General features: G+C 63.5%; 14 protein-coding genes. 11 read left to right on the forward strand and 3 right to left on the reverse strand.

What is annotated here, in order from left to right; genetic code table 11:
- Nucleotides 1-168 precede the first annotated feature (168 nt).
- On the reverse strand, nucleotides 169-2,220 hold the full coding sequence (locus LQD00_RS18120) for an acyl-CoA dehydrogenase family protein (protein WP_232718503.1): 2,052 nt from the start codon (nucleotides 2,218-2,220) through the stop codon (nucleotides 169-171).
- 218 nt (nucleotides 2,221-2,438) lie between these two features.
- On the opposite strand from LQD00_RS18120, the gene LQD00_RS18125 reads away from it, so the two are divergent.
- The 4 genes from LQD00_RS18125 (at nucleotide 2,439) to LQD00_RS18140 (ending at nucleotide 7,862) form a co-directional block, all read left to right on the forward strand.
- Nucleotides 2,439-4,118: an AMP-binding protein gene (locus tag LQD00_RS18125; RefSeq protein ID WP_232718504.1), complete on the forward strand. Its 1,680-nt coding sequence runs from the start codon at nucleotides 2,439-2,441 to the stop codon at nucleotides 4,116-4,118.
- Nucleotides 4,119-4,159: 41 nt separating this feature from the next.
- Nucleotides 4,160-4,858, forward strand: coding sequence for a TetR family transcriptional regulator (locus tag LQD00_RS18130; RefSeq protein ID WP_232718505.1), 699 nt, complete (start codon nucleotides 4,160-4,162; stop codon nucleotides 4,856-4,858).
- 159 nt (nucleotides 4,859-5,017) lie between these two features.
- Nucleotides 5,018-6,181, forward strand: a complete 1,164-nt coding sequence (locus tag LQD00_RS18135) for an acyl-CoA dehydrogenase (RefSeq protein WP_006865281.1) — start codon at nucleotides 5,018-5,020, stop codon at nucleotides 6,179-6,181.
- Between the two features lie 178 nt (nucleotides 6,182-6,359).
- The gene (locus LQD00_RS18140) at nucleotides 6,360-7,862 is read left to right on the forward strand and encodes an SIR2 family protein (RefSeq protein WP_232718506.1); all 1,503 of its coding nucleotides are present in this window, start codon (nucleotides 6,360-6,362) and stop codon (nucleotides 7,860-7,862) included.
- A gap of 114 nt (nucleotides 7,863-7,976) precedes the next feature.
- Here the strand turns inward: LQD00_RS18140 and LQD00_RS18145 are convergent, their stop codons facing one another.
- The gene (locus tag LQD00_RS18145; protein WP_232718507.1) at nucleotides 7,977-8,999 is read right to left on the reverse strand and encodes a 2Fe-2S iron-sulfur cluster-binding protein; all 1,023 of its coding nucleotides are present in this window, start codon (nucleotides 8,997-8,999) and stop codon (nucleotides 7,977-7,979) included.
- 2 nt (nucleotides 9,000-9,001) lie between these two features.
- Complete coding sequence (locus tag LQD00_RS18150; RefSeq protein ID WP_232718509.1) at nucleotides 9,002-10,213, reverse strand: cytochrome P450; 1,212 nt, start codon at nucleotides 10,211-10,213, stop codon at nucleotides 9,002-9,004.
- Nucleotides 10,214-10,461: 248 nt separating this feature from the next.
- Here LQD00_RS18150 and LQD00_RS18155 point away from each other — a divergent pair, with 248 nt between their 5' ends.
- From LQD00_RS18155 to LQD00_RS18185, 7 genes are all read left to right on the forward strand, one after another.
- Nucleotides 10,462-11,400: an AraC family transcriptional regulator gene (locus tag LQD00_RS18155; protein ID WP_232718511.1), complete on the forward strand. Its 939-nt coding sequence runs from the start codon at nucleotides 10,462-10,464 to the stop codon at nucleotides 11,398-11,400.
- Nucleotides 11,401-11,476: 76 nt separating this feature from the next.
- Nucleotides 11,477-12,970 carry an SIR2 family protein gene (locus LQD00_RS18160; RefSeq protein WP_232718512.1) on the forward strand — a complete coding sequence of 498 codons (1,494 nt, stop codon included), beginning with the start codon at nucleotides 11,477-11,479 and terminating at the stop codon, nucleotides 12,968-12,970.
- A 253-nt stretch (nucleotides 12,971-13,223) separates the two neighbouring features.
- Nucleotides 13,224-14,066 carry a GreA/GreB family elongation factor gene (locus LQD00_RS18165; RefSeq protein WP_232718514.1) on the forward strand — a complete coding sequence of 281 codons (843 nt, stop codon included), beginning with the start codon at nucleotides 13,224-13,226 and terminating at the stop codon, nucleotides 14,064-14,066.
- A gap of 680 nt (nucleotides 14,067-14,746) precedes the next feature.
- The gene (locus tag LQD00_RS18170) at nucleotides 14,747-18,022 is read left to right on the forward strand and encodes a helicase-related protein (protein ID WP_232718523.1); all 3,276 of its coding nucleotides are present in this window, start codon (nucleotides 14,747-14,749) and stop codon (nucleotides 18,020-18,022) included.
- Nucleotides 18,015-18,698, forward strand: a complete 684-nt coding sequence (locus LQD00_RS18175; protein WP_232718525.1) for a DUF4391 domain-containing protein — start codon at nucleotides 18,015-18,017, stop codon at nucleotides 18,696-18,698. Before LQD00_RS18170 ends, LQD00_RS18175 begins: the two co-directional genes overlap by 8 nt.
- Nucleotides 18,699-18,726: 28 nt before the next feature.
- Nucleotides 18,727-20,712, forward strand: coding sequence for a site-specific DNA-methyltransferase (locus LQD00_RS18180; protein ID WP_232718611.1), 1,986 nt, complete (start codon nucleotides 18,727-18,729; stop codon nucleotides 20,710-20,712).
- Nucleotides 20,713-20,717: 5 nt separating this feature from the next.
- Nucleotides 20,718-23,780, forward strand: a complete 3,063-nt coding sequence (locus LQD00_RS18185) for a type III restriction-modification system endonuclease (protein WP_232718527.1) — start codon at nucleotides 20,718-20,720, stop codon at nucleotides 23,778-23,780.
- Nucleotides 23,781-24,028 lie beyond the last annotated feature (248 nt).

Consider the following 24,028-nt stretch of genomic DNA (forward strand, 5'->3'; position numbering starts at 1 on the left):
GGCCGACGCTCGTGCGATCGTTTTGTTGCGCCGCGCCTGTGTCTTCACCGCGGCGTCGGGTCAGTGGTGCCCGAGTTGCGCCCTTTTCAAACACGGCTGCACAAAGCACCGCGCCCGGCCTGAGTGGTTCAGGCCGGGCGCGGTGGTCGGATCGGGGGTTCCGGCGGGTCAGCCGTTCACGAGCATCGGTGCGCGGAGCAGTTCCTCGGGGACCCCGAAAGCATCGACGAGTGACCGTGCGTGCGGACGGAGTTCCTGGCACAGCTCGTTGACGCCGCGCCGGACCGCCTTGGCCCGCTCCACCGAGATGTGGCGATGCATCATGAACCAGGACAGGTCGTCTTCGAGGGCGGAATAGACGAACAGGTCGCAGACCTTGCCCAAGAGCTCTGCTGCAGAACGGGAATCGCAGTTCTCGATCGCCTCGACGAACGCCTCGAGCACCACGCGCTCGATGTGGGCGTGCCCGACCTTCAGCAGATGGTCCTGTGCGTTGTTGAAGACGTCGAAGGCGTCGTTGTCGTCGTCGAGAGCACGCCGGAGTCGCTGCGCACAGGTGCGCACCAGGTGGTCCTCACGATTGCGGAACAGCCGGATCTGCGTACTGCGGTCGGTGAGTGCCGATTTCTCGGTGTCCTCGTCGGAACTGTCGAGCAGCGTCTGCACCACCTGGCGGACGGCGGTCTTCTCGGCGACCACATCGCGGGCCATCCCGGCGATGAACTTGACCCAGCCGCCGGCCGAAAGGCCTTGCACGTCCTCGGAATACGACGAGAGTAATTCCTTGGCGATGAGCTGGGTCATGATCGTGTTGTCGCCTTCGAACGTGGTGAACACGTCGATGTCGCCGCGGATGATCGACAGCTGGTTCTCGTCGAGGTATCCGGCGCCGCCGCAGGCCTCGCGGCTGACGTTGATCGCATGCGACGCGTGCCAGGTCGCGTAGGCCTTGAGGCCTGCCGCCTGTCCCTCGAGCTGACGCTGACGTCCGGCGTCGGAGTCGTCGGGCGCCACCGACTGGACCTCGTGCAGCTCGGCCACGATCTCGTTCTGGGCGAACGCGATGGCATACGATTTGGCGATGAGCGGCAACAGCTTTCGCTGGTGCCCGAGGTAGTCCATCACGGTGATCTCGTCGGTGCCCTCCGGGGCCTCGAACTGCTTGCGGATCAGTCCGTAGCGGGTGGCGAGGGTCAGCGCCTTGCGGCCCGCGGCGCCTGCGGTCGCGGCCACGCTCACGCGGCCGCGGATCAGCGTGCCCAGCATCGTGAAGAAGCGCCGGTTGATGTTCTCGATCGGCGAGCTGTAGCTGCCGTCCTCGGCGACGTCGGCGTAGCGGTTGAGGAGGTTCTCCGCCGGGATTCGCACGTTGTCGAACATGATGCGGCCGTTGTCGACGCCGGCGAGTCCGCCCTTGTAACCGCAGTCGCTGGTGGTGACGCCGGGCAGGTCGTTGCCGTCCTCGTCGCGGATCGGCACGATTAAGCAGTGCACGCCGCGCCCCTCCGGCTCCTCGTCGGGTCCGCCGGTGATGAGTTGGGCGAAGACCGCGGCGAACCGGGCGTGCTCGGCCGCACCGCCGATGTAGTCCTTGCGCGACGACGGGGTGGGGGAGTGGATCACGAACTCGCGGGCGTCGCGGTCGTAGGTCGCGGTGGTCTCGATGGCCTGCACGTTGGAGCCGTGACCGGTCTCGGTCATCGCGAAGCAGCCCAGGACGTCGAGGTTGATGATGCCCGGCACGTACTTGTCGTGGTGGCGTTTGGTGCCGAGGTTCTCGACCGCACCGCCGAACAGACCCCACTGGACGCCGGCCTTCACCATCAGCGACAGGTCGGCGTAGCCGAGCATCTCGATCGCGGTGATCGAGGCGCCGATGTCACCGGTACCGCCGTGATCGGATGCGAAGCCCGCGGAGGCGAAACCCTGCGACGCCAACTCGCGCATGACCTCGAGGATGTGGGCGCGCGACTCCTCGAGCGTCCGGGACGGGTCGGGAAGCAGATCCGCGCGGTTGGAGTTCTCGCGGACCGTCTCACGGGTGGCGCGCCAGCGGCCGTCGAGGACGAACCGGAGGTTGTCGACGAGCAGCGCGCGCTCGTCGGCCGACAGGTCGTCGTCGGCGGAGACGCCGGGAGGAGTAACCGGATCGTCGGGGGTCGGCTCCTTGGCGATCGGGGTGTGCTGCGACGGGGTGGGACTCTCAGTGGGAGTTGCCATGGATCCACCGTACGTAGTGCGCACGCCTTCGTCCCACCTTTTGTGGCGCCTGCTACGGCCTCGGCGCGTGCACCAATCCGGTCACGGTGTCGGCGCCGAACCCCCACTTCGGAGGGTGCAGGCATTTCGATGTGATCGGTACCCTAGAGCGCCGTCGCACGTATGGACCGTCACAACCCCACGGTCCTTCCCCACGGTCGCGAGAAAACGGAGGAACGATGTCGGTCCCCACCCAGGATGTGTCCGCGACGGGCACGGGCCCCTCGACCACGGAATGGGGCGGGGCCAACCGCTCCGAGCTGAGCCCGCTGCGGTTCCTGGAACGTTCGGCGGCGGTCTTCCCCGACCGCGCCGCCATCCTCTACGGGCAGCGTCGGCACACCTACGCGGAGTTCGCCGACCACGTCCAGCGCCTCGCCCGGGTGCTCGCATCGAAGATCAAGCCCGGTGACCGCGTGGCCTACCTGGCCCCGAACATCCCCGAGATGCTGATCGCGCATTACGCGGTGCCGCTGGCAGGTGGCGTCCTCGTCGCCCTCAACTCGCGTCTCGCCGGACCCGAGCTGGTCTACATCCTCGACCACTCGGGGGCCAAGGCCCTCTACTTTGACGCCGAGTTCCGCGAGACCGTGTCCGCGATCATCGGCCAGGTGCCGGAGGTCGAGACGGTCGTCGAGATCGCCGATCCCGAATTCGGCGTGACCCCCGGTCCCGTAGCCGACGCCGGCATCGACGGACTCGTCTCCTACGACGATCACCTCGCCGCGGCCGACGAACTCGATCCGACGCCGATCCCGTGGACGGTCGACGACGAGAACACGATCATCTCGATCAACTACACGTCGGGAACCACCGGTAAGCCCAAGGGCGTCATGTACACCCACCGGGGCGCGTACCTGAACTCCTTCGGCGAGACCTTCCACAACCAGTTCACCGGGTCGTCGCGCTACCTGTGGACGCTGCCGATGTTCCACTGCAACGGCTGGTGCACGCCGTGGGCGGTGACCCACGCCGGCGCCACCCACGTGTGTCTGCGCGCCGTACGCGCGGACGCGATCTGGGACGCGATCGACGATCTCGGCGTCACGCACATGTGCGGTGCCCCGACCGTCTGCACCACCATCGTCGGCTCGCCGCGGGCACACCGGCTGGACCGGCCGCTGCACATCACCACCGCCGGGGCGCCGCCGTCGCCGACCGTGATCGGCGCCCTCGAGGCGATCGGCGTGACCGTCGTCCACGTCTACGGCCTCACCGAGGTGTACGGCCCGTACACCATCTGTGAGTACCAAGATGCTTGGGGCGCACTGGAACCCAACGATCGTGCGGCCAAGCTCTCCCGCCAGGGCGTCGGCATGGTGCAGGCCGAGACCGCGCGCGTCGTGGTCGCCGACCAGGTGCCGCTCGTCGACGTCCCCGCCGATGGCGAGACGATGGGCGAGATCGTGCTGCGCGGCAACAACGTGATGGCCGGATACTTCCGTGACGAGGACGAGACCCGAAAGGCGTTCGCGGGCGGCTGGTTTCACACCGGCGACCTCAGCGTCATGCACCCCGACGGTTACATCCAGCTCCGGGACCGCGCCAAGGACATCATCATCTCCGGCGGCGAGAACATCTCGACCATCGAGGTCGAGCAGGCGCTGGTGAGTCACGACGCCGTCCTCGACGTCGCGGTCATCGGTGTCGCGGACGAGAAGTGGGGCGAGCGGCCTCGCGCCTACGTCCTGCTGCAGCCGGGTGCAACGCTCACCGGCGAGGAGCTCGTCGAGCACGGTCGTCGCCTGCTCGCCGGCTACAAGGTGCCGCGCGACATCGTCTTCGCGCACGATCTGCCGCGTACCCCCACCGGCAAGGTCCTGAAGGGCGAGCTACGTGCACAAGCCCGCGCCGAGTGACCCCGCGCCCGTGTGGGCGCTCATGTGGTGATACTTGACCCATGTCAGTTGCCGATGTGGACAGCGCGGGCTTCCGCATGCTCGTCGTCGCCGAGTCGATCCGGCTGTTCAGCGAACACGGCTACGAGTCGACGACGGTCGAGCAGATCGCGTCGGCCGCCGGGATGTCCCGTCGCACCTTCTTCCGGCAGTTCGGGTCCAAGGAGGACGTGATCTTCGCCGACCACGAGTCCCTGCTGGGTCAGGTCGACGACACCCTGGCGTCGTACGTCGGGGATCCCTGGTCGGCGGTGTGTGCTGCGGCCGAGGTGGTGTTCCGGCACTTCGAACGGGACCGCGATCTGGCCGTCCGGCGCGCCCAGGTGGTGCAGGAGGTCCCGGCGCTGCGTGATCGCGAGCTCGTCACCACCTACCGCTACCAGGGGGCCTTCGAGGAGTTCCTGCGTCGGCGACTGCCCGACGAGCCGCCGGTGCACATCGTGGCCTACGTCGCGGCGATCACCGGCACCCACAACTATCTGCTCCGGCAGATGATCCGCGGTGACGCCGACGCGACCCTCGAACGTCTGCGCCGCGAGCTCGCCCGGATCGCGGTGGCACTCGGTGCCCGAGGCTCGGAGGGCGGTGCCGTGGGCGATCCCGAGCTGCTGCAGCAGCAGGTCACCGTCGTGACCTATCCGGCCGGGACGTCGCCGGACGAGGTGGCCCGTCGTGTGGCCGATGAGCTGCGAAAACCCTGAGCATCTGGGGCAGGTTCGGGACAACACCGAATGCGACGAGCACAATCGGTGACGTGGGTCGCATTCCTCCGGTGCTGTGGTGCGTTGACATGGCACTGAGTGCCGTGATGCACTGATAGATAACCACCAATTTGGCACCCCGTGCCGTGAGGAGTTGTCATGGGTTTCGGAAATCCCGACTTCGACGTCTTCCAGCTTCCGGAGGAGCACGTCGCCCTGCGCGAGGCCATCCGCGCGCTCTCCGAGAAGGAGATCGAGCCGCACGCGGCTGACGTCGACGAGAACTCGCGCTTCCCGGAGGAGGCGCTGAACGCACTCAACGCGTCGGGCTTCAACGCCATCCACGTCCCCGAGCAGTTCGGCGGCCAGGGCGGCGACTCGATCGCAGCCTGCATCGTCATCGAGGAAGTGGCCCGCGTGGACGCCTCGGCGTCGCTGATCCCGGCCGTCAACAAGCTCGGCACCATGGGTCTGATCCTCAACGGCTCGGACGAACTCAAGCAGCAGGTGCTCCCGGGCATCGCCTCCGGTGAGGCCATGGCCTCCTACGCGCTGTCCGAGCGCGAGGCCGGTTCCGACGCCGCCGGCATGAAGACCCGCGCCCGCAAGGACGGCAACAACTGGGTCCTCAACGGCTCCAAGTGCTGGATCACCAACGGCGGCAAGTCGACCTGGTACACCGTCATGGCCGTGACCGACCCGGAGAAGAAGGCCAACGGCATCTCCGCGTTCATGGTCCACAAGGACGACCCCGGCTTCACCGTCGGCCCGCTGGAGAAGAAGCTCGGCATCAAGGGTTCGCCCACCGCGGAGCTGTACTTCGAGGACTGCACCATCCCGCTCGACCGCATCATCGGCGACGAGGGCACCGGCTTCAAGACCGCCCTGCAGACCCTCGACCACACCCGCCCGACCATCGGTGCACAGGCCGTCGGCATCGCGCAGGGTGCGCTCGACAAGGCCATCGAATACGTCAAGGACCGCAAGCAGTTCGGCAAGCCGATCAGCTCGTTCCAGGGCGTCGAGTTCATGATCGCCGACATGGCGATGAAGGTCGAGGCCGCGCGCCTCATGGTCTACACCTCGGCCGCCCGCGCCGAGCGTGGCGAGAAGAACCTCGGCTTCATCAGCTCGGCGTCGAAGTGCTTCGCCTCCGACGTCGCCATGGAGGTCACCACCGACGCCGTCCAGCTCTTCGGTGGCGCCGGCTACACCCGCGACTTCCCGGTCGAGCGCATGATGCGCGACGCCAAGATCACCCAGATCTACGAGGGCACCAACCAGATCCAGCGCGTCGTCATGAGCCGCGCGCTGCTGCGCTGATCGCCCTCTGGCTCAACTGGATTCGCCCCGCCGGCCTGCGCCGGCGGGGCGTTTTCGTTCCCGCTCGTGCGTTTCCTTCCCGCTCGGCAGATCTGGCGAGCGGGAAGGAAACGGACACCGCGGGAGGGAAGCGGTCCCGCGGGAAGGGCAGCTGTCCGAGGCGTTCTAGAGTCTTCTCGTGTCTGAGAATCCCTCTGCCCCCGGGCATCTGTTCGTCCTACACGGCGTGATCGAGAACTTCGATTTCGACGCCGTCATCGTCCCAACAGACTCTGCGTTCGTCGTCGAATCGCACTGGTCGCCGGTCGCCGGGGACACCGTTCACGCGCGACCGGCGGACTGGCCCCGGCCGCCGTTCGGGCGCAGCGCAACCGGCGAGCCCGTGTGGTTCCTCAGTGTCGCCGACGCGCAGCTGCTCACCGACGACGAACTCGTCCGCAGACTTCGGGAGACTCTCAGGGATATCGCTTCTTCGGACGTCGAGAAGCCCGCCGGCCGCGCCCTCCGACGCGTCGCACTGCCGGTCCTGGGGATCGGTCGCGGCGGACTCGGCGACCGCCGAGGGGCAATCCTCGGGGCACTGCTCGACACCCTCCGGGCCGAGGCTCAGACACTTGGGCTCGACATCCTTCTCGTCACGCCCGACCCGGCCGTCTTCAGTGCCGCGAAGCATGTCCGCCGCAACCTGGAGGCGAAGGGGTCGAAGCACTGGGAACTCGACGACGCCGAGATGGCCGAGGCGCGTCGGCTCGGCGGGCTGGCGGCCAACGGCCACTTGGCGCTGTTCCTCGGTGCGGGGGTCAGCATGGCGGCCGGACTGCCGAGCTGGGGCACGTTGATCGCCGAGCTCGGCAAGCGAGTCGGCGGCGAGTTGCCCAAGGACTTCGGGGAGCTCGACGCACTCGACCAGGCGGAGTATCTGGCTTCGGCACTCGGCGGCGCCGAGAAGCTGAACGACGCCGTCATCGAGATCATCGGCAGGAAGCAGAAGGTGGCGCTCGCGCACGCCCTGCTGGCCGGGATGGGTTGTCGCGAAGCTGTCACCACCAACTACGACGACCTCTACGAGAAGGCGGTGGAGGCGACCCGCCGTCGGCGTCCGACGATCCTGCCGTGGGAGGCCGTCGACGCGGAACGTCCGTGGCTGCTGAAGCTGCATGGCGACATCGACCGGTCGCCGAGCATCGTGCTCACACGACGGGACTTCGTATTGTTCGACGCCAAGTCCCGACCGGCCGGCTCCTTGCTGCAAGCGCTGCTGTTGACCAAGCACGTCCTCATCATCGGGGCTTCACTGTCCGACGGAAACGTGATCCGCCTCGCGATGGAGGTGGACGAGTACCTGCAGAAAAGCAAGGTGAAGTCCATCCGGGGCACATTCGTCGACACCTCCGGCGTCGAAGCGCGACAACACCTCTGGAAGGATCAGTTCCGCTGGTTCGTCTGTGAGGGTAAAGAACGTGAAGACCGTGTCCGTCGGATGGAAATGTTCCTCGACGCGGTGGCCGCTTTCGCGGCGACGGACGCGCGCTGGCTTCTGGACGAACGGTTCGACGGACTGCTCGACGAGCGGGACCGCGAGGTCGTCGCCAGCGCGCGCCGGCTGACCGCAGACACGCGCGGGGGGTCGGGGCTGCTGGCTCCGTTGGAGAGCGCGCTCAGCAACTTGCGCGGGCACTGAGCCGGGTCTCGTTCCCGCGCAACCGTTTCCTTCCCGCTCGGCAGATCTGGCGAGCGGGAAGGAAACGGACACCGCGGGAGGGAAGCGGTCCCGCGGGAAGGGCAGCGTGCCGGCTCACGCCGGGACGAGACCGGCTGCGGGGGTGTACTTCTCCCGCCTGATCCGACGCGGCGACATACGGCGGCGTTTGAGGGCCTTGACCCCCGCCTCGACCATCGCCGGCGGCCCGCAGAGGTAGGCAGCGTGGTTGCGGCACGACGGAATGTCCTCCATCATCGCGTCACCGACGTAACCGGTTCGCCCGGACCATTGTTCGCGACTGAGGCAAGGGATGTACCGGACCCCGTGGTGGGTGGCCGCGAGTCCCTCCCAGAAGTCCACGTCGTAGAGCTCGGCCCGGGTACGGACCCCGTGGTAGACGTGGATTTCGCGGGCGGGGTCGGCTTCGAGAGCCGCGCGGGCGACCGCCTTCAGCGGGGCCAGGCCCGTTCCACCGGCGAGCAGGACCAGGCCCTCGGACTCGTCCGGTTCGTAGCAGAAGTCTCCCCACGGTCCGGACATCGTGACGGGATCGCCGACATCCAGGGTCTGGAAGATCCATCCTTCAGTCGCCAATCCGCCGGGTTGCCGCCGGATGTGGAACTCGAGCTTGTCGGGCTCGCTCGGCGGATTCGCCATCGAATACGGCCGTGTCTCAGTGGTTTCCGGCACCGTCAGCTCGACGTACTGGCCGGCCGTGAACTCCAGCGGCTGGTCGAGGAGGACCGTCACGGACACGGTGTCGGCGGCGATCTCCGTCACGGATCCAACGGTTCCGGCGATGTCGCGAAGCACGTGGCGCGGTGAGCCGGGGTCCTCGGCGGGCGGTTCGATGTCCACGTCGGAGGCGGGTGTGGTCTGGCAGGACAACACGAAACCCTGTTCCTGCTCGGCAACCGAGAGCACCGAATCCGGGGCCGGCGGATGGTCGACGCTTCCGCGTACGACGCGGACCTTGCAGGTGCCGCACGTTCCCTGGTTGCACGAGTTCGGGACCCACACTCCGTTGCGCAGGAACGCGTCGAGCATCTTCTGATCAGGTCCGCACGACACCGAGGACTTTCCGGTGCTGATCGTGAACTGCTCCGCACTCGTCATGGTCACACCTCCCAAGTGGTGTGCAGCGAGGTCGGGCCGCGGAAGCCCCAACCCCAGAACTCGACGTCGGAGCCGGTGTCGCGCTCGAGGTTCGGGATTGCCTCGAGTAGTTCCTCGAGCCCGATGCGGCAGACCTGGTTGGCGAAGTAGATACCGGCACACGCGTGGTTGCCGGCGCCGAATGCCAGGTGCGGCAGCGGGGGTCGGGTGAGGTCGAACTCCGACGGCGCGTCGTACACGGAGTGATCGTGGTTGGCAGAGCCGTAGGACATCAGGACCACCGAGCCCTCGGGGAGTTCGACGCCGGCCACCTGCACGTCCTTCGTGGCGATGCGGGCGGTCGCCGACCAGATCGGCGAGGTCCACCGCATGCCCTCCGAGATTGCGCGGGGGATCAGGGCGGGCTCGTCGATGACCTGCTCGAGCTGGTCCGGTCGCGTGAACAGTCCGACGAGCGTCGAGCCCATCGCGTGCCCGGGCTCCTGCATCGCGCCGAGGAGATAGACGTAGAGGGTCGGGTAGATGTACTCGCGGTCGCGGGTCTGCCCCTCGGGCATACCGTCGTGCAGCCAGTGGGAGATGGCGCTGTCGTCGGGATTGACGATCCAGTTGTCGATCAGGGGGTCGACGATGGAGCGGATCTCCTCCTTGGCGGCGTCGGCCTCGACGAAGCCCTCGGGGTTGGTGAACTCGCCGTTCTCGTCGACGCCCGCGTTGGTGAACGAGACCGACAGCTTGTGGAACCACTCGCGCAACTTGTCCGAGCTGACCGACTGGAGGCCGAGAAGGTCGCCGAGAGCGCGGACGCTGACCGGCTCGCAGTACCGGGCGATGAGTTCGGCCCGCCCGGTGTCCTCGAATTCGCTCAGGTAGCGGCGCGCGATCGGGCGGACCAGATCGTCGATCCAGCGGTCGACCTCCTGTGGCTGCAGGGCGGGATCGACCATCGACCGGAGGTCGTCGTGAACCGGCCCGTTGACACCGATCACGGCGGGGTGACCGAAGGTGCGTCCGCCGGCCTTGGTGATGACGGCTTCGAAGTCGGGGCTGGTCGCGATGGCGCGGCAGATCTCGGCCGTGGTGGCGACGTAGGAGCCGAGCACCGGCACGTACGCCAGCGGAGCCTCTGCGCGCAACCGCTCGTAGACCGGGTACGGATTGCGCTCGAGCTCGGTCATCGTGATGTCGTCGATCCAGGAGATGGTGCTGGTCATCGGTCGTCCTCACCTCGGTTGATGGTTGATCGGCGAGCTGTCGCCGGGGAGTTGCGAGAGCAGACGTTAGGGACGGATCGACCCCGGGGCGATACGCGATGCGCGGGATCGATACCGATTGCGCGACGGCTGTGATGCACGTCTCCATGGCCCCTGGTGAGTGGGTTGCTGCACAGGGTTGAATCACAGGTGCCGCACCGGGGGTGCGGCGGGATCGGCGCTCGAGCGGGATTGGAGGTCGAGAGGACATGTCGACGCAGCGCACCACCAAGATCAGCGATTGGGAGGCGGCACACCGGGCCGTCGAACAGGTGTACTTCCCGCATGAGCTGACTGCGCTGTCGTCGCCCGACCAACTCGAACTCAACCTGCAGACCGTCGACCTCGGGCCGGTCACCATCGGCCGGCTGAACTGGGGGACCGATGTCTCCATAGCCTGCGACTATCCCGACGCCTACGAGATCAACATCCCCGTCAGCGGTGTCCTCGAGTCTCGTGCTGGGTCGGTTCGCACGACGTCGGAGGCCGGTCAGGCCACGGTGTTCACCGCCGACCGGCCGTCGCTCATCACCCGATGGTCCGCCGACTGCCAGGTCGTCGGGGTGAAGTTCGACGCGGAGTATCTCGAACGTGAGGCCGATCGCGTCCGCGCGGCTCCGCTGAGGTCGCAACTGCTGCTCCCACACCAGCTCGACCTCACCGGGCCCGACGAACAGTCGTGGTTCGCGCTCGTCCGTGCGCTCTCGGCGCAACTGCGGGAGCCGGCCGACCTACTCGCCAATCCGCTCGTCGGACCGCAATTGGCGAGCGCGGTCAGCAGTGCCTTCATCCTCGCAGTCTCGCCCGAAGAGGCTGGGACAGGCCTGCGGCCGCGCATGGTGAAGCGGGTGCTCGATGCCCTGCACGACGATCCTGCTCGCGACTGGCGTCTGGCCGACATGGCCGAGATCGGTGGGTCGAGTCTCCGGAGACTGCAGGAGGGCTTCGCCGAGCATGTCGGTGCCACGCCCACCCAGGTGCTGCGCGACATCCGTCTGAGTCGGGCGCGCGCCGACCTGCTCTCCCCGGATGACACCGGAACCGTCGCCGAAGTCGCTGCCCGATGGGGCTTTTCCAGTCCGAGCCGGTTCGCGGCCGCCTACCGGACGAGGTATGGGATCGCGCCCTCGGAGCATCGGCGCCGGTGAGCCGCCACACCTGGTCGGACACGAATCCCGTTCCCGCGGGACGGATTGGCCCACCGTGCCGTTCTAGAGTCTTCTCGTGTCTAAGAACTCCTCTGCCCGCGGCCATCTGTTTGTCCTGCACGGCCTGATCGAGAACTTCGATTACGACGCTGTGATCGTCCCGACGGATCACTCGTTTGTCGTCGAACCGGATTGGGAGTCCGTCGCCAAGCATCTCGATCGTGCGCGACCGGCGAACTGGCCTGCCGAGTTCGGGCGAAGTGGCGCGGGGGATGCAGTGTGGTTCATCAGCGTTGCCGATGAGCGTCTTCTGACGGATCAGGATCTCGTCGGTCGCGTGAGCGGTGCCCTGCGTGCGATCAGCGATGCGGATCTCCCGACGCCGGACGGACGGGTGGTGAGACGGGTGGCGTTGCCGGTTCTCGGCACCGGTGCCGGCGGACTCGGCGACCGTCGGGGCGCGATTCTTGGGGCGCTGCTCGACGCACTGCAGAGTGAAGCGCAGACGCTCGAACTCGACATCCTTCTCGTGACGCCCGACCCCGCCGTCTTCAGTGCTGCTCAGCACGCTCGCCGAAACCTCCAGGCGGCGGGTTCGAGGCACTGGGAACTCGACGACGCAGAACTCGACGAAGCGTCGCGGCTCGGCACCTTAGCAGCTGACGGTCATCTCGCACTCTTCCTGGGCGCTGGCGTGAGTATGGCTGCGGGACTGCCCAGTTGGGTCACGTTGCTGAAGGATCTGGGCAAGAGAGTCGGCGGCCTGCCAGACGACTTCGGCAACCTCGGAAGCCTCGACCAGGCGCAATATCTCGCAGGCAAGCTCGGTGCCGAGCAGTTGAATGATGCGGTCACCGACATCATCGGCAAGCCGAAGAAGGTGGCGCTGGCACACGCCTTGCTGGCCGGTATGGGATGTCGCGAAGCGGTGACCACCAACTACGACGACCTGTACGAAGTCGCGGTCGAAGCCACCGGCCGAACCCGTCCCGCGATCCTGCCGTGGCAGTCGGTCGACCAACAGCGGCCGTGGCTGCTCAAGCTGCACGGCGACATCCACAGGTCCGAGAGCATCGTGCTCACCCGTCGAGACTTCGTGCTGTTCGACGCCAAGTCGCGGCCGGCGGGTTCGCTTCTCCAGGCGTTGCTGCTGACCAAGCACGTCCTCATCGTCGGCGCCTCGCTGGCAGACGACAACGTGATCCGACTGGCGATGGAGGTCGACGAATACCTTCAGCAGAGTGAGGACCGGGCCGAACAAGGCACCTTTGTCGACGTTTCCGGTGTCGAGGCGCGGAAGCATTTGTGGCGCGGCCAATTTCGTTGGTTTGTGTGTGACGGCTCATCGCCGCGGCACCGAGTCCGTCGGATGGAGGTGTTTCTCGACGCCGTTGCCGCGTATGCGGCGAGCGACGCGCCGTGGCTGCTGGACCAGCGGTTCGATGGACTGCTTCCGGAGTGGGACCGGGATGTCGTCGCACAGGCCAGGGAACTCGCTGCCGCAACGCACTCGGCATCAGGCTTGCTCGCACCGATGCGTCGTGCTCTTCGTGCGCTCGGTGGGGCGTAGGACTCAGCGTCGCGGGTTGGCGGCAGTGTGGGTCGATCGGAGTAAAGACCGGGCCAAGTAGGCGATCCCGAGGTCTATGTCACATATGTCTGCAATCATCCCCCCACCGAACGAATGCGGAACGTGCTGTCTCGGACGAGAGCCGAAGCCGCGATCGAACTGACTGATGAGCAGGAGCAGGTAGTTGGCCAAACCGCGGTTGTTGAAGAGGGTTGTAGCGGCGTTCTCCGGGGGTAGATCTACGGAAAAGTCGATGAAGAAGTCGACCACTGCTGCGAAGAAGGCAACCGGTACGGCAAAGAAGAAGACCGGCACTGCGAAGAACACCGTAAAGACCAAGAACGCAGATCAGAGTAAGACGACAAAGTCCCAGCCGGCGGCCAAGAGTCAGCCCCGACAAACTGGCCAAAGCACAAAGCCGACTGGTGCGGGGCCAACGCCGCGCTCGCAGTCGGCGACCAGAACCACTGCGGCGCCCATCGGAAGCGGCCGTTCGAAGAGCGCGACGCCGCGTCCACTGCGCACACCTCGACGACGTCGCTCCACTGTTGCGCGCAACTCGACAGTCGTCACTCCCGAACTCGAGTTCGACCGCGAGATCGAGCAGTACAACCTGGCGGAAGCGGAGTTGAGTGAGCGTCTCGAGACCGTTTCCCGCCAGCTGGACGAGTGCCGAAGGAGCACGATCAGCATCGCGGACAGCGTGGACGATATTCGTCGCCTGTCGGCGGAAGTCACCTATCTGTCTGAGCGACTGACGACTCTCCGAAGCCGCCGCGATGAGTACCGCAGGCAGCGGGACGACCTGCTCAGGTGGGGGCCGACGGACGATTGGGCCGCTGCTGGATCGGTGGTGACGGTGTCCTTCGGGAACGACGGGCAGACGGACACGTTCGTGCTGACCGAGCGGGAGTCGGACTCCGAGTACGAGACTCTGCCTTACGATTCGACCCTCGGCCAGGCTCTGCGGCGCAAGCGACCTGGTGACTGTGCGACCTACCAGCGGCCCGACGGGAGGCTCTGCACGGTCACGGTGATCAGTGTCCGTCCAGGATTTCGCGCGGTCTCGTCGGCGAACACAGGTCGAAAGCAGTAGCTCGGTTTACCCGTGCAGGACGGAGGAGTGCAGTTTGGTCAACGTCTACGGTCGCGTCCTCGTCGATCTTCGACGGGAGACCTTCCACGCATCGAAAACCTGCCAGTCGGCGTCCGCAGCCGCGCACTGGTGTGCAGGTGCAGCCGCTTACCGCAGTCGCCTACAGCCGTGCAGCGCTTGTGCTTCGGGGCATATGCGCGCTTTCTTGGTGGCGCTGGGACGCCTACCGAGTGGGACTCGAAAATCGCTCGGTCTCCCACATCTGTGGCTCGTCGAAGGGCGGTTCGATCAACGGGATGTCGATCCCGCGGACACGGTCGCGGACGCCGAAGTACCCTACGGGGCTCCCGACGATCTAGGCGACCCGCGCTTCGTCGCGCAGTCCAGTGTCGGGTGGGGGACGGCGTCGTACGGGCAAGACCCTGAGGAGTACCTGGGAGACGCTACTGACGACGACAACGACTGGCGTGGGGGCGGTGCGCGGTATCTGGACTGAGCGGTGTCAAGCTCGGGTGGTCAGCACCTGCAACGATGCCCACCCCGCGGCGGCAACTGGACCGCGTCGTCGGTATGGACGCCGACTGCGCAGGCCGATGCGGGCGGCGCAGTAAGCCGGAGAGGCTGCAATACGATGACGGGGAGGCATCGCCCTATGTCACAGCTGTCGCGGAGGACTGAACGTGCGGATTATCGACAACGTTAACGACCTATTGGGCGATGAGCTCAAGGGCGTGATCGCTCCCGGGGCGAAGGTCCGCGTTGCGGCCTCCACGTTCTCGATCTTTGCTTTTGAGGCGCTGCGAAAGGAATTGGAGCAGGTCTCCGAACTGGAGTTCATCTTCACCTCACCGTCGTTCGTGACCGAGAAGGTCACCGACAAGCTCCGCAAGGAGCGCCGCGAGTTCTTCATCCCGGGTGGACGTGCAGAGTCGAGCCTGTCCGGCTCGGAGTTCGAGATCCGGTTGCGCAACAAGCTCACTCAGCGTGCCATCGCGAAGGAGTGTGCTGATTGGGTGCGTAGGAAGGTGACGTTTCGGTCGAACTCCACGGGGAACCCGATGCAGCAGTTTGCTGTGGTGGACGATATTGCTGCCTTCATGCCGCTGCAGGGCTTCACCACCTCGGATCTCGGTTACGAGCGGGGCAATGCGGTGTCGAACATGGTGCACCGGATCGACGATGCCCCAATGACGATGCAGTACATCCAACTCTTCGACCTGATCTGGAACAACCCAGATCAGCTCGACGACGTCACCGACGCGGTCTCCGACTACATCGCCAGTGTGTACGCCGAGAACTCCCCAGCTCGTATCTACTTCCTGATCCTCTACAACTTGTTTGCCGAGTTCCTCGACGACATCAACGAGGACGTCTTGCCCAACGACCGGACCGGCTACCAGGACACGAAGGTCTGGAACAGCCTCTACAACTTCCAGCGTGACGCGGCGACCGGGATCATCAACAAGCTCGAAACCTACAACGGCTGCATCCTCGCCGATAGCGTCGGACTCGGAAAGACATTCACCGCGCTGGCGGTCATCAAATACTACGAGCTGCGCAACAAGTCGGTCCTTGTCCTGTGCCCTAAAAAACTCGCCGAGAACTGGACGAACTACAACGCGAACCTGACCACGAACATTTTCGCCGGCGACCGCTTCAATTACGACGTCCTCGCCCACACCGATCTGTCCCGCACCCGCGGTGAGTCGCTGGGGCTCAGGCTGGACCGAGTCAACTGGGGCAACTACGACCTCGTCGTGATCGACGAGTCGCACAACTTCCGCAACGCCGACTACGCCGAGGAGAAGGAGTCCCGCTACCAGCGACTCATGCGCCAGGTCATCCGTGAGGGCGTCAAGACCAAGGTTCTGATGCTCTCGGCTACCCCGGTCAACAACCGGTTCAACGATCTGAAGAACCAGCTCCAACTCGCCTACGAGGGTGAGTCAGAGAACCTCTCCCGGCACCTGAATATCTCGACCACGGTCGAGAAGGTCTTCAAGGATGCACAGACAGTGTTCAACGAGTGGTCCAAGCTCGACTCAGAGGACCGCACGACCGACCGCATCCTGCAGATGCTCGACTTCGACTTCTTCGAACTGCTCGACGCCGTCACGATTGCCCGGTCACGCAAGCACATTCAGGCGTTCTACGACACCACGGAAATCGGGGCATTCCCCGAGCGGCTCCCACCGAGATCGATCCGCGAACCACTCACCGACCTGCCCGACGTGCCCGGCTTCAACGACATCTTCGAGCAACTCCAGGCGCTAACGCTGGCCGTCTACACGCCGCTGGCCTACGTGTTCCCGAGCCGCATCAGCAAGTACGAAGACCTCTACAACGTCACCGCCGGCAACGCGCGATCGAACCTCGGCCAGAGGGGGCGTGAACAGGGCCTCAAGAAGCTCATGACCGTCAATCTCCTCAAGCGGTTGGAGAGCTCGGTCGACGCATTCCGCCTGACACTGAACAAGATCGAACTCACCGTTGACCGGACCCTGAGTCTCCTCGACACGCACAGCGGTTCCACCGCCGGCCTCGGCGCCGACTTGTCTGACCTCGACCTCGACGTGGACGACGAGGACGACGCGAACCTCGAGGCGTTGTCCGTCGGAGAGAAGATCAAGATCGATCTCGACGACATCGACATCGAGTCGTGGCGTCGGGACCTGCGGAACGACCGCGAAACCCTCCGCGAACTGGTTGCTGAGATGTGCAAGGTCACGCCGGAACATGACCTCAAACTCCAAACGCTCAAGCGGCTCATTGAAGGCAAGGTTGCGCACCCGATCAACCCGGGTAACCGCAAGGTGCTGGTCTTCTCCGCTTTCGCCGACACCGCGAACTATCTCTACCGTGAGCTCGCGCCCGCCCTGACCGAGATAGGACTCGAGACAGCCCTCATCACAGGTGGAGGCCACGGAGCGAAGACCACACTCGGCACCGGTTTCGACTTCCAACAAGTCATGTCGATGTTCTCGCCCCGGTCGAAGCAGCGTCACCTCATCATGCCGAAGGAGACCCGCGAAGTCGACGTGCTCATCGGCACCGACGTCATCAGTGAGGGCCAGAACCTCCAGGACTGCGACTACCTGATCAACTACGACATCCACTGGAACCCGGTCCGGATTGTTCAGCGCTTTGGGCGGATCGATCGCATCGGCTCCACCAACACACTGATCCAGCTGGTGAATTTTTGGCCCGACATCTCCCTCGACGAATACATCAACCTCAAGGAGCGCGTCGAGAACCGGATGGTCATCGCCGATCTCGCCGGCACCGCCGACGACAACGTCCTCACCCTCGAGAACGGTGACGCTGCGTTCCGCAAAGAACAGCTCCGCAAGTTGCAGGACGAGGTCATCGAACTCGAAGACGTCCGTACCGGCGTCTCCATCACCGACCTCGGCCTCAACGACTTCCGGATGGACCTGCTCGGATATATCAAAGAATACGGCGACCTTGCGGCTGCGCCGAAAGGCCTGCATGCCGTTGTGCCCGCAGATCCAATCAAGGGATTGAAGCCTGGCGTGATTTTCGCGCTACGGAACGTGAATGCCGACGGGAACATCAACCGAGGCAATCGACTTCACCCGCACTACCTTGTCTACCTCGACGAGGCCGGCAACGTCATCGCTGATCACACCGAGGCCAAGCATCTGCTCGACCTTATCCGCGCGGGATGCCGAGCCCACGACGAGCCGGTCACCGACGTCGTCCGCACCTTCAACTCTGCAACCGGCGAGGGCGCGGACATGGACAGGTACTCCGAGCTCCTTACCGATGCGATCCGCTCGATGATCGAGGTCACCGAGGAACGCGACATCGACAGCCTGTTCAGCGGAGGTCACACCACCGCTCTCGCCCAGACCATCGCCGGCCTCGACGACTTCGAACTCATCGCGTTCATCGCCGTCGTCGATCCGAACGGCGGGAACACCGTTGATGAGTGACAACGGCATGAAGATGCTGTACCGGTGGCCGGCCGCCGCGAAGTTCGGCAGCCGTGTACCGAAGGAGAAGTTCTACTCCCACGGCACCGTCTCCGCGGCGGTACGCGAGAAGTTCGTCGTCGAGGTGCACCGCATCACCTGGGCTTACAAGCTCGCCGAGAGCACGACCAATCTCGTTGGAAGCTCAGCGGTTCCGGAGATCCAGGTCTTCGACATCGACGCGAAAGGCGACGAAGTGTCGGAATCGGTGCTGACCGCGATCGATAAGGCTATCCCGTTCCCAATCATCTTTGAGATCAGTCGAGGTGAACGACAGGACCGGAGCATTCGAATGGTGGCTGCGAACAAGCAACTGGGTTCCGGCCTGCCGAAGCTCAGCGACTACTTCAGCACGGCCTGGCAGTCAGCTGAGAGTGAGAGGCAGCCTCTCCCCACTTCGATCACACTTCCCGCCCTCTACACTGCTCTCCTTAATCCACTCATGCCGGCGGCAACGCGGCCGGGTGAAAATGTGTCGGAGGTCGCTGCAAGACTGGAGAAGGTACGCAAACTCGAACGCGAGATCGCCTCACTCGAGCGCAAACTCCGTGCCGAGCCTCAGTTCAACCGCAAGGTCGAATTGCGGCGGGCGTTGAAGACAAAGCAAGCAGAACTGGCCGTATTGGTCGAAAGGTAGGCAGAGTAAACCCGTGGAGAAGCTGCGCATGACGTCGCCCGACCTTACTGATGGCAACATTAACAAGCTCGCGGAGTTGTTTCCTAGCGTTGTCACAGAATCTCTCGACGCCGAGGGTAACCCGAAGAAGGCCATAGACTTCGACCTTCTCCGTCAGGAACTGTCCGACCATCTTGTCGAGGGACCGCAGGAGCGTTACCAGCTCAATTGGCCAGGCAAGCGAGCCGCTGCATTCGCAGCAAACGCGCCCATCGCCAAGACTCTTCGACCGGTGCGCGAGGAATCGGTCGATTTCGACACCACCAAGAACCTCTTCATCGAAGGCGACAACCTCGAAGCACTCAAGCTTCTCCAAGAGTCCTACCTTGGCAAGGTCAAGCTGATCTACGTCGATCCCCCTTACAACACGGGCTCTGACTTTGTATACGCAGACTCCTTTGCTTCGACGAAGCAGGACGAACTCAAGGCATCTGGCCAACTGAATGAAGAGGGCGTTCCTCTCGTCACCAACCCCAAGGCTAACGGTCGCTACCACTCTAACTGGCTGACCATGATGTATCCGCGATTGAAGCTGGCCAGGAATCTCCTGGCTGACGACGGGGTTTTGGTCGTCTCCATTGACGAGAACGAACATGGCAATCTAGTCAATCTAGGCCGTGAGGTTTTCGGCACAGCTGCATACGTCGGGGAAATCGTCGTTAAGAATAGTAGCAAGAACGACCAGGACTACATTTCGATGCAGCACGAGTATCTTGTCTTTTTCGTTCGGGATAAGGAGTCTAACCGCGGAGACTGGGTCGAGAGAAAGGACGGCCTCGACAAAATCTATGCCGCGTTCGAAAGATTCAAGCAAGAGTTTGGTGCTGACTGGACGGCTATCAACGCCGCGGCCAAGACATGGTACAAACAGTTTCCCCCGGCCGACCCCGTGTATGCAAGTAAGCACTACACCTGGATGGACGAGCGGGGAATCTATTTCGCCGACAACATCTCCGGACCAAACGACGGCCAGTATATTTACGACCTCCCTCATCCAGTCACAGGTCAGCCCTGCAAGATGCCATCTACGGGCTGGCGATACCCTCAATCGTCGATGCAAGAGCGAGTTCGCAGCGGCCTCGTTCACTTTGGCCCGGACCATTCTACAGTTCCTAACAACAAGACTTATCTGGCGAACACTGAGTATCAAAGTCTGACGAGCATCCGGTATGTGGACGGCCGCGCCGCATCGAAGCGACTCGCCACGCTCTTTGGCAGCAAAGTCTTCACCAATCCGAAAGACGAGCTTCTATTGCGGGATATTTACCAGGCATTAGGGGTGGGCAGTGGTGACATCGTGCTCGACATGTTCGCCGGTTCAGGCTCCGCACTCCACGCCGTCTGGGAACTCAATGCGTCTACAGGGTCGGAAGCATCGTTTATCGGCATCCAGGTGGCCGAGGACCTAGCAGAATCACTAAAGACGGCGAAGGGTGCGGCAAAGAAAATTACCGCGAACTCGATCAAGTTGCTGACTGGCCTCGGGAAACCAGCGACTGTGGCGGAGATCGGGAAGGAACGTCTCAGGCTCGCAGGACAGAATGTCGCCGAGAAGGTGGCAACCGTCGATGTCGGCTTCCGAAGTCTTGAGATCGACACCTCTAACATGGCCGATGTGCTGCGCGGGCCGGACGAGACGGAACAGCTTGCACTCTCAGAGCTGGAGGGCAGCGTGAAGCCGGATCGTTCGGGCGAGGACCTGCTGTTCCAGGTGATGCTCGACTGGGGTCTTGAGTTGACTATGCCTATCACCGTCGAGCAGATCGACGGACATGAGGTCTTTGTTGTCGAGGACGGTGCGCTGGTCGCCTGCTTCGACGCGGAGGTCAGCCCTGAGCTTGTGTGCGTCATCGCGGGGCGTGAGCCTCTTCGCGCAGTTTTCCGAGATTCCGGTTTCGCCTCTGACGATGCCCGTATTAATGCTGAACAGGTCTTTCGTGAGGTGTCGCCGGCTACGGACGTGAAGGCGATCTGACGACGATGAAGCTTCAGTTCAAGGTTCAGCAGTATCAGACCGATGCTGTCGACTCGGTGGTTGAGGTCTTCGCCGGTCAGCCCAAGCATGACGGCGTCTCATATCGAATCGACCCAGGGCGGCGGCGATCCGGTGAGGAACCGATTTATTCCGATTCGGGTTTGCGGAATGCCGATATTGCGCTGACTGGTGCCCAGCTCTTGGAGAACGTGCACAAGGTGCAGCGTTCCCGAAACTTGCCGCTGTCGACGAAGTTGGTGGACAGCAAGGCAGCACCGGGGGCACCGAATCTCGATGTTGAGATGGAGACCGGTACTGGTAAGACATACGTCTACATCAAGACGATCATGGAACTGCACAAGCGGTATGGCTGGTCGAAGTACATCGTCGTCGTACCGTCGGTGGCGATTCGTGAGGGTGTGAAGAAGTCGTTCGACGTGACAGCCGAGCACTTTCAGCAGATCTATGGAACGAAGCCACGCTCGTTCATCTATAACTCATCGCGGCTGCACGAGGTGGAGCGGTTCAGTTCTGATGCCGGTGTGCAGGTGATGATCATCAACATTCAGGCGTTCAACTCGTCCGGCAAGGACAACCTCCGCATCTACGATGTGCTCGACGATTTCCAGTCTCGCCGGCCGATCGACGTGATCAGGGCCAACCGGCCAATCGTGATCATCGATGAGCCGCAGAAGATCGGTGCTGACAAGTCCCTCACTTCGTTGGCCGAGTTCAACGCGCTGATGATGCTGCGCTACTCAGCCACCCACAAGGTCGAACACACCAAAGTCCATCGCCTCGATGCCCTGGACGCCTACAACCAAAAGCTTGTCAAGAAGATCGCCGTCCGCGGCATCACCGTCAAGGGGCTCGCAGGCTCGACCGCGTACCTGTATCTCGATGCGATCGAAATCGCGAAGGGCGCCAAACCCCGGGCCCGGGTCGAGGTCGAAGTTCAGACGAAGACTGGCATAAAGCGTCAAGTCACGCGTCTCGACGTTGGGGCGAACCTGCACGACGTTTCCAACGGTATCGAGGCATACAAGGGTCTGTTCATCACCGACATCGACGCCAACCGTGACGTGATCGAGCTGAGCAATGGTGATGTGGTCATCGCTGGGCAGCTCGCCGACCGCGATGTGACCGAGGAAACCAAGCGCCGTATTCAGATTCGCGAAGTCATCCGCGCTCATCTCGACAAGGAGCGGGAGTTGTTCAGCCGGGGCATCAAGGTGCTCTCGTTGTTCTTCATTGACGAGGTCGCGAAGTACCGCGACTACGACCGGGAGGATACCCTCGGCGACTACGCACGCATCTTCGAGGAGGAATACGAGACGATCCGCGACGAGGTCCTCGGCGAACTCGCGCTCGACGAATCAACCACAGCGCACCAGGAGTACCTGGTCCGCGACGAAGTCGGGAAGGTGCACGAGGGTTACTTTTCGATCGACAAGAAGTCCAAGCGGCAGGTCAACGGCAAAGTCAGCGGTCGGGGCGACGACAAGGGGCAGTCCACGGATACGGACGCCTACGACCTGATCCTTAAGAACAAGGAACGTCTACTGTCGTTCGAGGAGCCGGTGCGGTTCATCTTCTCGCACTCTGCACTGCGCGAGGGCTGGGACAACCCGAACGTGTTCGTCATGGGGATGCTCAAGAAGAGTGACAACACTGTGTCTCGCCGGCAGGAGATCGGTCGCGGTCTTCGATTGGCGGTCGACCAGCACGGCGAGCGCATGGACAACCTGGTCGTCGTGCACGACATCAACGAACTGACCGTCGTTACTGACGAGTCCTACACCGACTTCGTGACCGGGCTTCAGAGGGAGATCGCCGATTCGTTGGCGGCGCGGCCACGTAAGGCGAGCGTGAAGTTCTTCACTGGCAAGACCATTCAGACTCCCAGCGGCGAATCTGTTGTGGAGGAGGCGCTTGCGCAGGCGCTTTATAAGTACCTCATCAGGAACGACTACCTCAACGACGATGACACGGTCTCCGAGACGTACAAGGAGGCCAAAGAAACCGGCACTCTCGCCGACCCCACTTCGGAGGTGCTGCGGCCGGTCATCGATTCGATGTGGCCCCTTGTGGATGCGCTATATCTCGACGTGAAGGTGATCGGCGAGGACGGTCGGAAGCCGAAGAAGATCCCGCTCAATGAGGCCAACTTTGCGAAGAAGGAGTTCCAGGCGCTCTGGGGTCGGATCAACCATAAGGCTGTCTACCAAGTTGAGTTCGACTCAAAGGAATTGATCCGCAAGTGCATTGAAGAGCTCGACAGTCATCTCAACGTGGCCGCGATGCAGTACGTCCTTATTGAAGGACAGCAGAAGGACACCCTCGACACCGAGGACCTCACCAACACAGCCGGATTCGACCAAACGCGCACACGGACTCACACCGAAACGGTCTCCGCTGGCTCCCAAGTGAAGTACGACCTGCTCGGGGAGATCACCGAGAAGACCAAGCTCACCCGTCGTACCGTCGCTGCCATCTTGAGTGGGGTCACCCCGGCGACGTTCGCGAAATTCCGAGTCAACCCGGAACAGTTCATCACCGAAACCGCCCGGCTTGTCAACGAGCAAAAGGCCACTGTGATCGTCGAGCACCTGACCTACGACACGCTGGAAGACCGGTTCGACTCGGCGATCTTCACCGAAAATCAAACCAGGCAAGACTTCACACAGGCCGGCAACAAGCTGCGGAAGCACATCTACGACTACGTCGTCACCGACTCCAACATCGAACGCGACTTCGTCAACGAGATCGACACCAGCAACGAGGTCGCGGTCTATGCGAAACTCCCACGGGGTTTCTTCATCCCGACACCGGTTGGTGACTACAACCCCGACTGGGCGATCGCGTTCACCGAAGGCAGTGTGAAACATGTCTACTTCGTCGCCGAGACAAAGGGCTCACTCTCGAGTCTCCAGCTCAAGGGTATCGAGAACGCCAAGATTGAGTGCGCGAGGAGATTCTTCAAATCTCTCAACGAAAAGAATGGTGGCGACGTCACCTACGACGTAGTTACCGACTACACCGAGTTGATGAGACTCGTGACGACATAGCCGCGATGAGCTGCCCCCTCATCCGGGCACGCAGTGAACAAACGAGGCAAACGAATCGACCGCTGCGAGCAGTGTTTGACAGGGGGAAGAAGTGTGTAGGGGTCAGCTGAAATCAACACGGGTTTGAGCCGTCCTGCGGTACAGAGAGCTACTTGTCAGGCCTCTGGTGCATTCTGTGTGGGACCAATTACGGTCGGCTCGTGACGGGCTCGGTGGAAGGAAGCGGGGGCGAGGTGTCGGCGACAGTG

The sequence above is a fragment of the Gordonia metallireducens genome (assembly GCF_021245825.1).
Taxonomy (GTDB): domain Bacteria; phylum Actinomycetota; class Actinomycetes; order Mycobacteriales; family Mycobacteriaceae; genus Gordonia; species Gordonia namibiensis.

Excerpts from the sequence above, each read along its gene's own strand:
- LQD00_RS18130 (WP_232718505.1), top strand. The coding sequence starts at position 4,160 with ATGTCAGTTGCCGATGTGGACAGCGCGGGCTTCCGCATGCTCGTCGTC.
- LQD00_RS18125 (WP_232718504.1), top strand. The coding sequence starts at position 2,439 with ATGTCGGTCCCCACCCAGGATGTGTCCGCGACGGGCACGGGCCCCTCG.
- LQD00_RS18120 (WP_232718503.1), bottom strand. The coding sequence starts at position 2,220 with ATGGCAACTCCCACTGAGAGTCCCACCCCGTCGCAGCACACCCCGATC.
- LQD00_RS18175 (WP_232718525.1), top strand. The coding sequence starts at position 18,015 with ATGAGTGACAACGGCATGAAGATGCTGTACCGGTGGCCGGCCGCCGCG.
- LQD00_RS18165 (WP_232718514.1), top strand. The coding sequence starts at position 13,224 with ATGAAGAAGTCGACCACTGCTGCGAAGAAGGCAACCGGTACGGCAAAG.
- LQD00_RS18150 (WP_232718509.1), bottom strand. The coding sequence starts at position 10,213 with ATGACCAGCACCATCTCCTGGATCGACGACATCACGATGACCGAGCTC.
- LQD00_RS18180 (WP_232718611.1), top strand. The coding sequence starts at position 18,727 with ATGACGTCGCCCGACCTTACTGATGGCAACATTAACAAGCTCGCGGAG.
- LQD00_RS18185 (WP_232718527.1), top strand. The coding sequence starts at position 20,718 with ATGAAGCTTCAGTTCAAGGTTCAGCAGTATCAGACCGATGCTGTCGAC.
- LQD00_RS18155 (WP_232718511.1), top strand. The coding sequence starts at position 10,462 with ATGTCGACGCAGCGCACCACCAAGATCAGCGATTGGGAGGCGGCACAC.
- LQD00_RS18135 (WP_006865281.1), top strand. The coding sequence starts at position 5,018 with ATGGGTTTCGGAAATCCCGACTTCGACGTCTTCCAGCTTCCGGAGGAG.
- LQD00_RS18145 (WP_232718507.1), bottom strand. The coding sequence starts at position 8,999 with ATGACGAGTGCGGAGCAGTTCACGATCAGCACCGGAAAGTCCTCGGTG.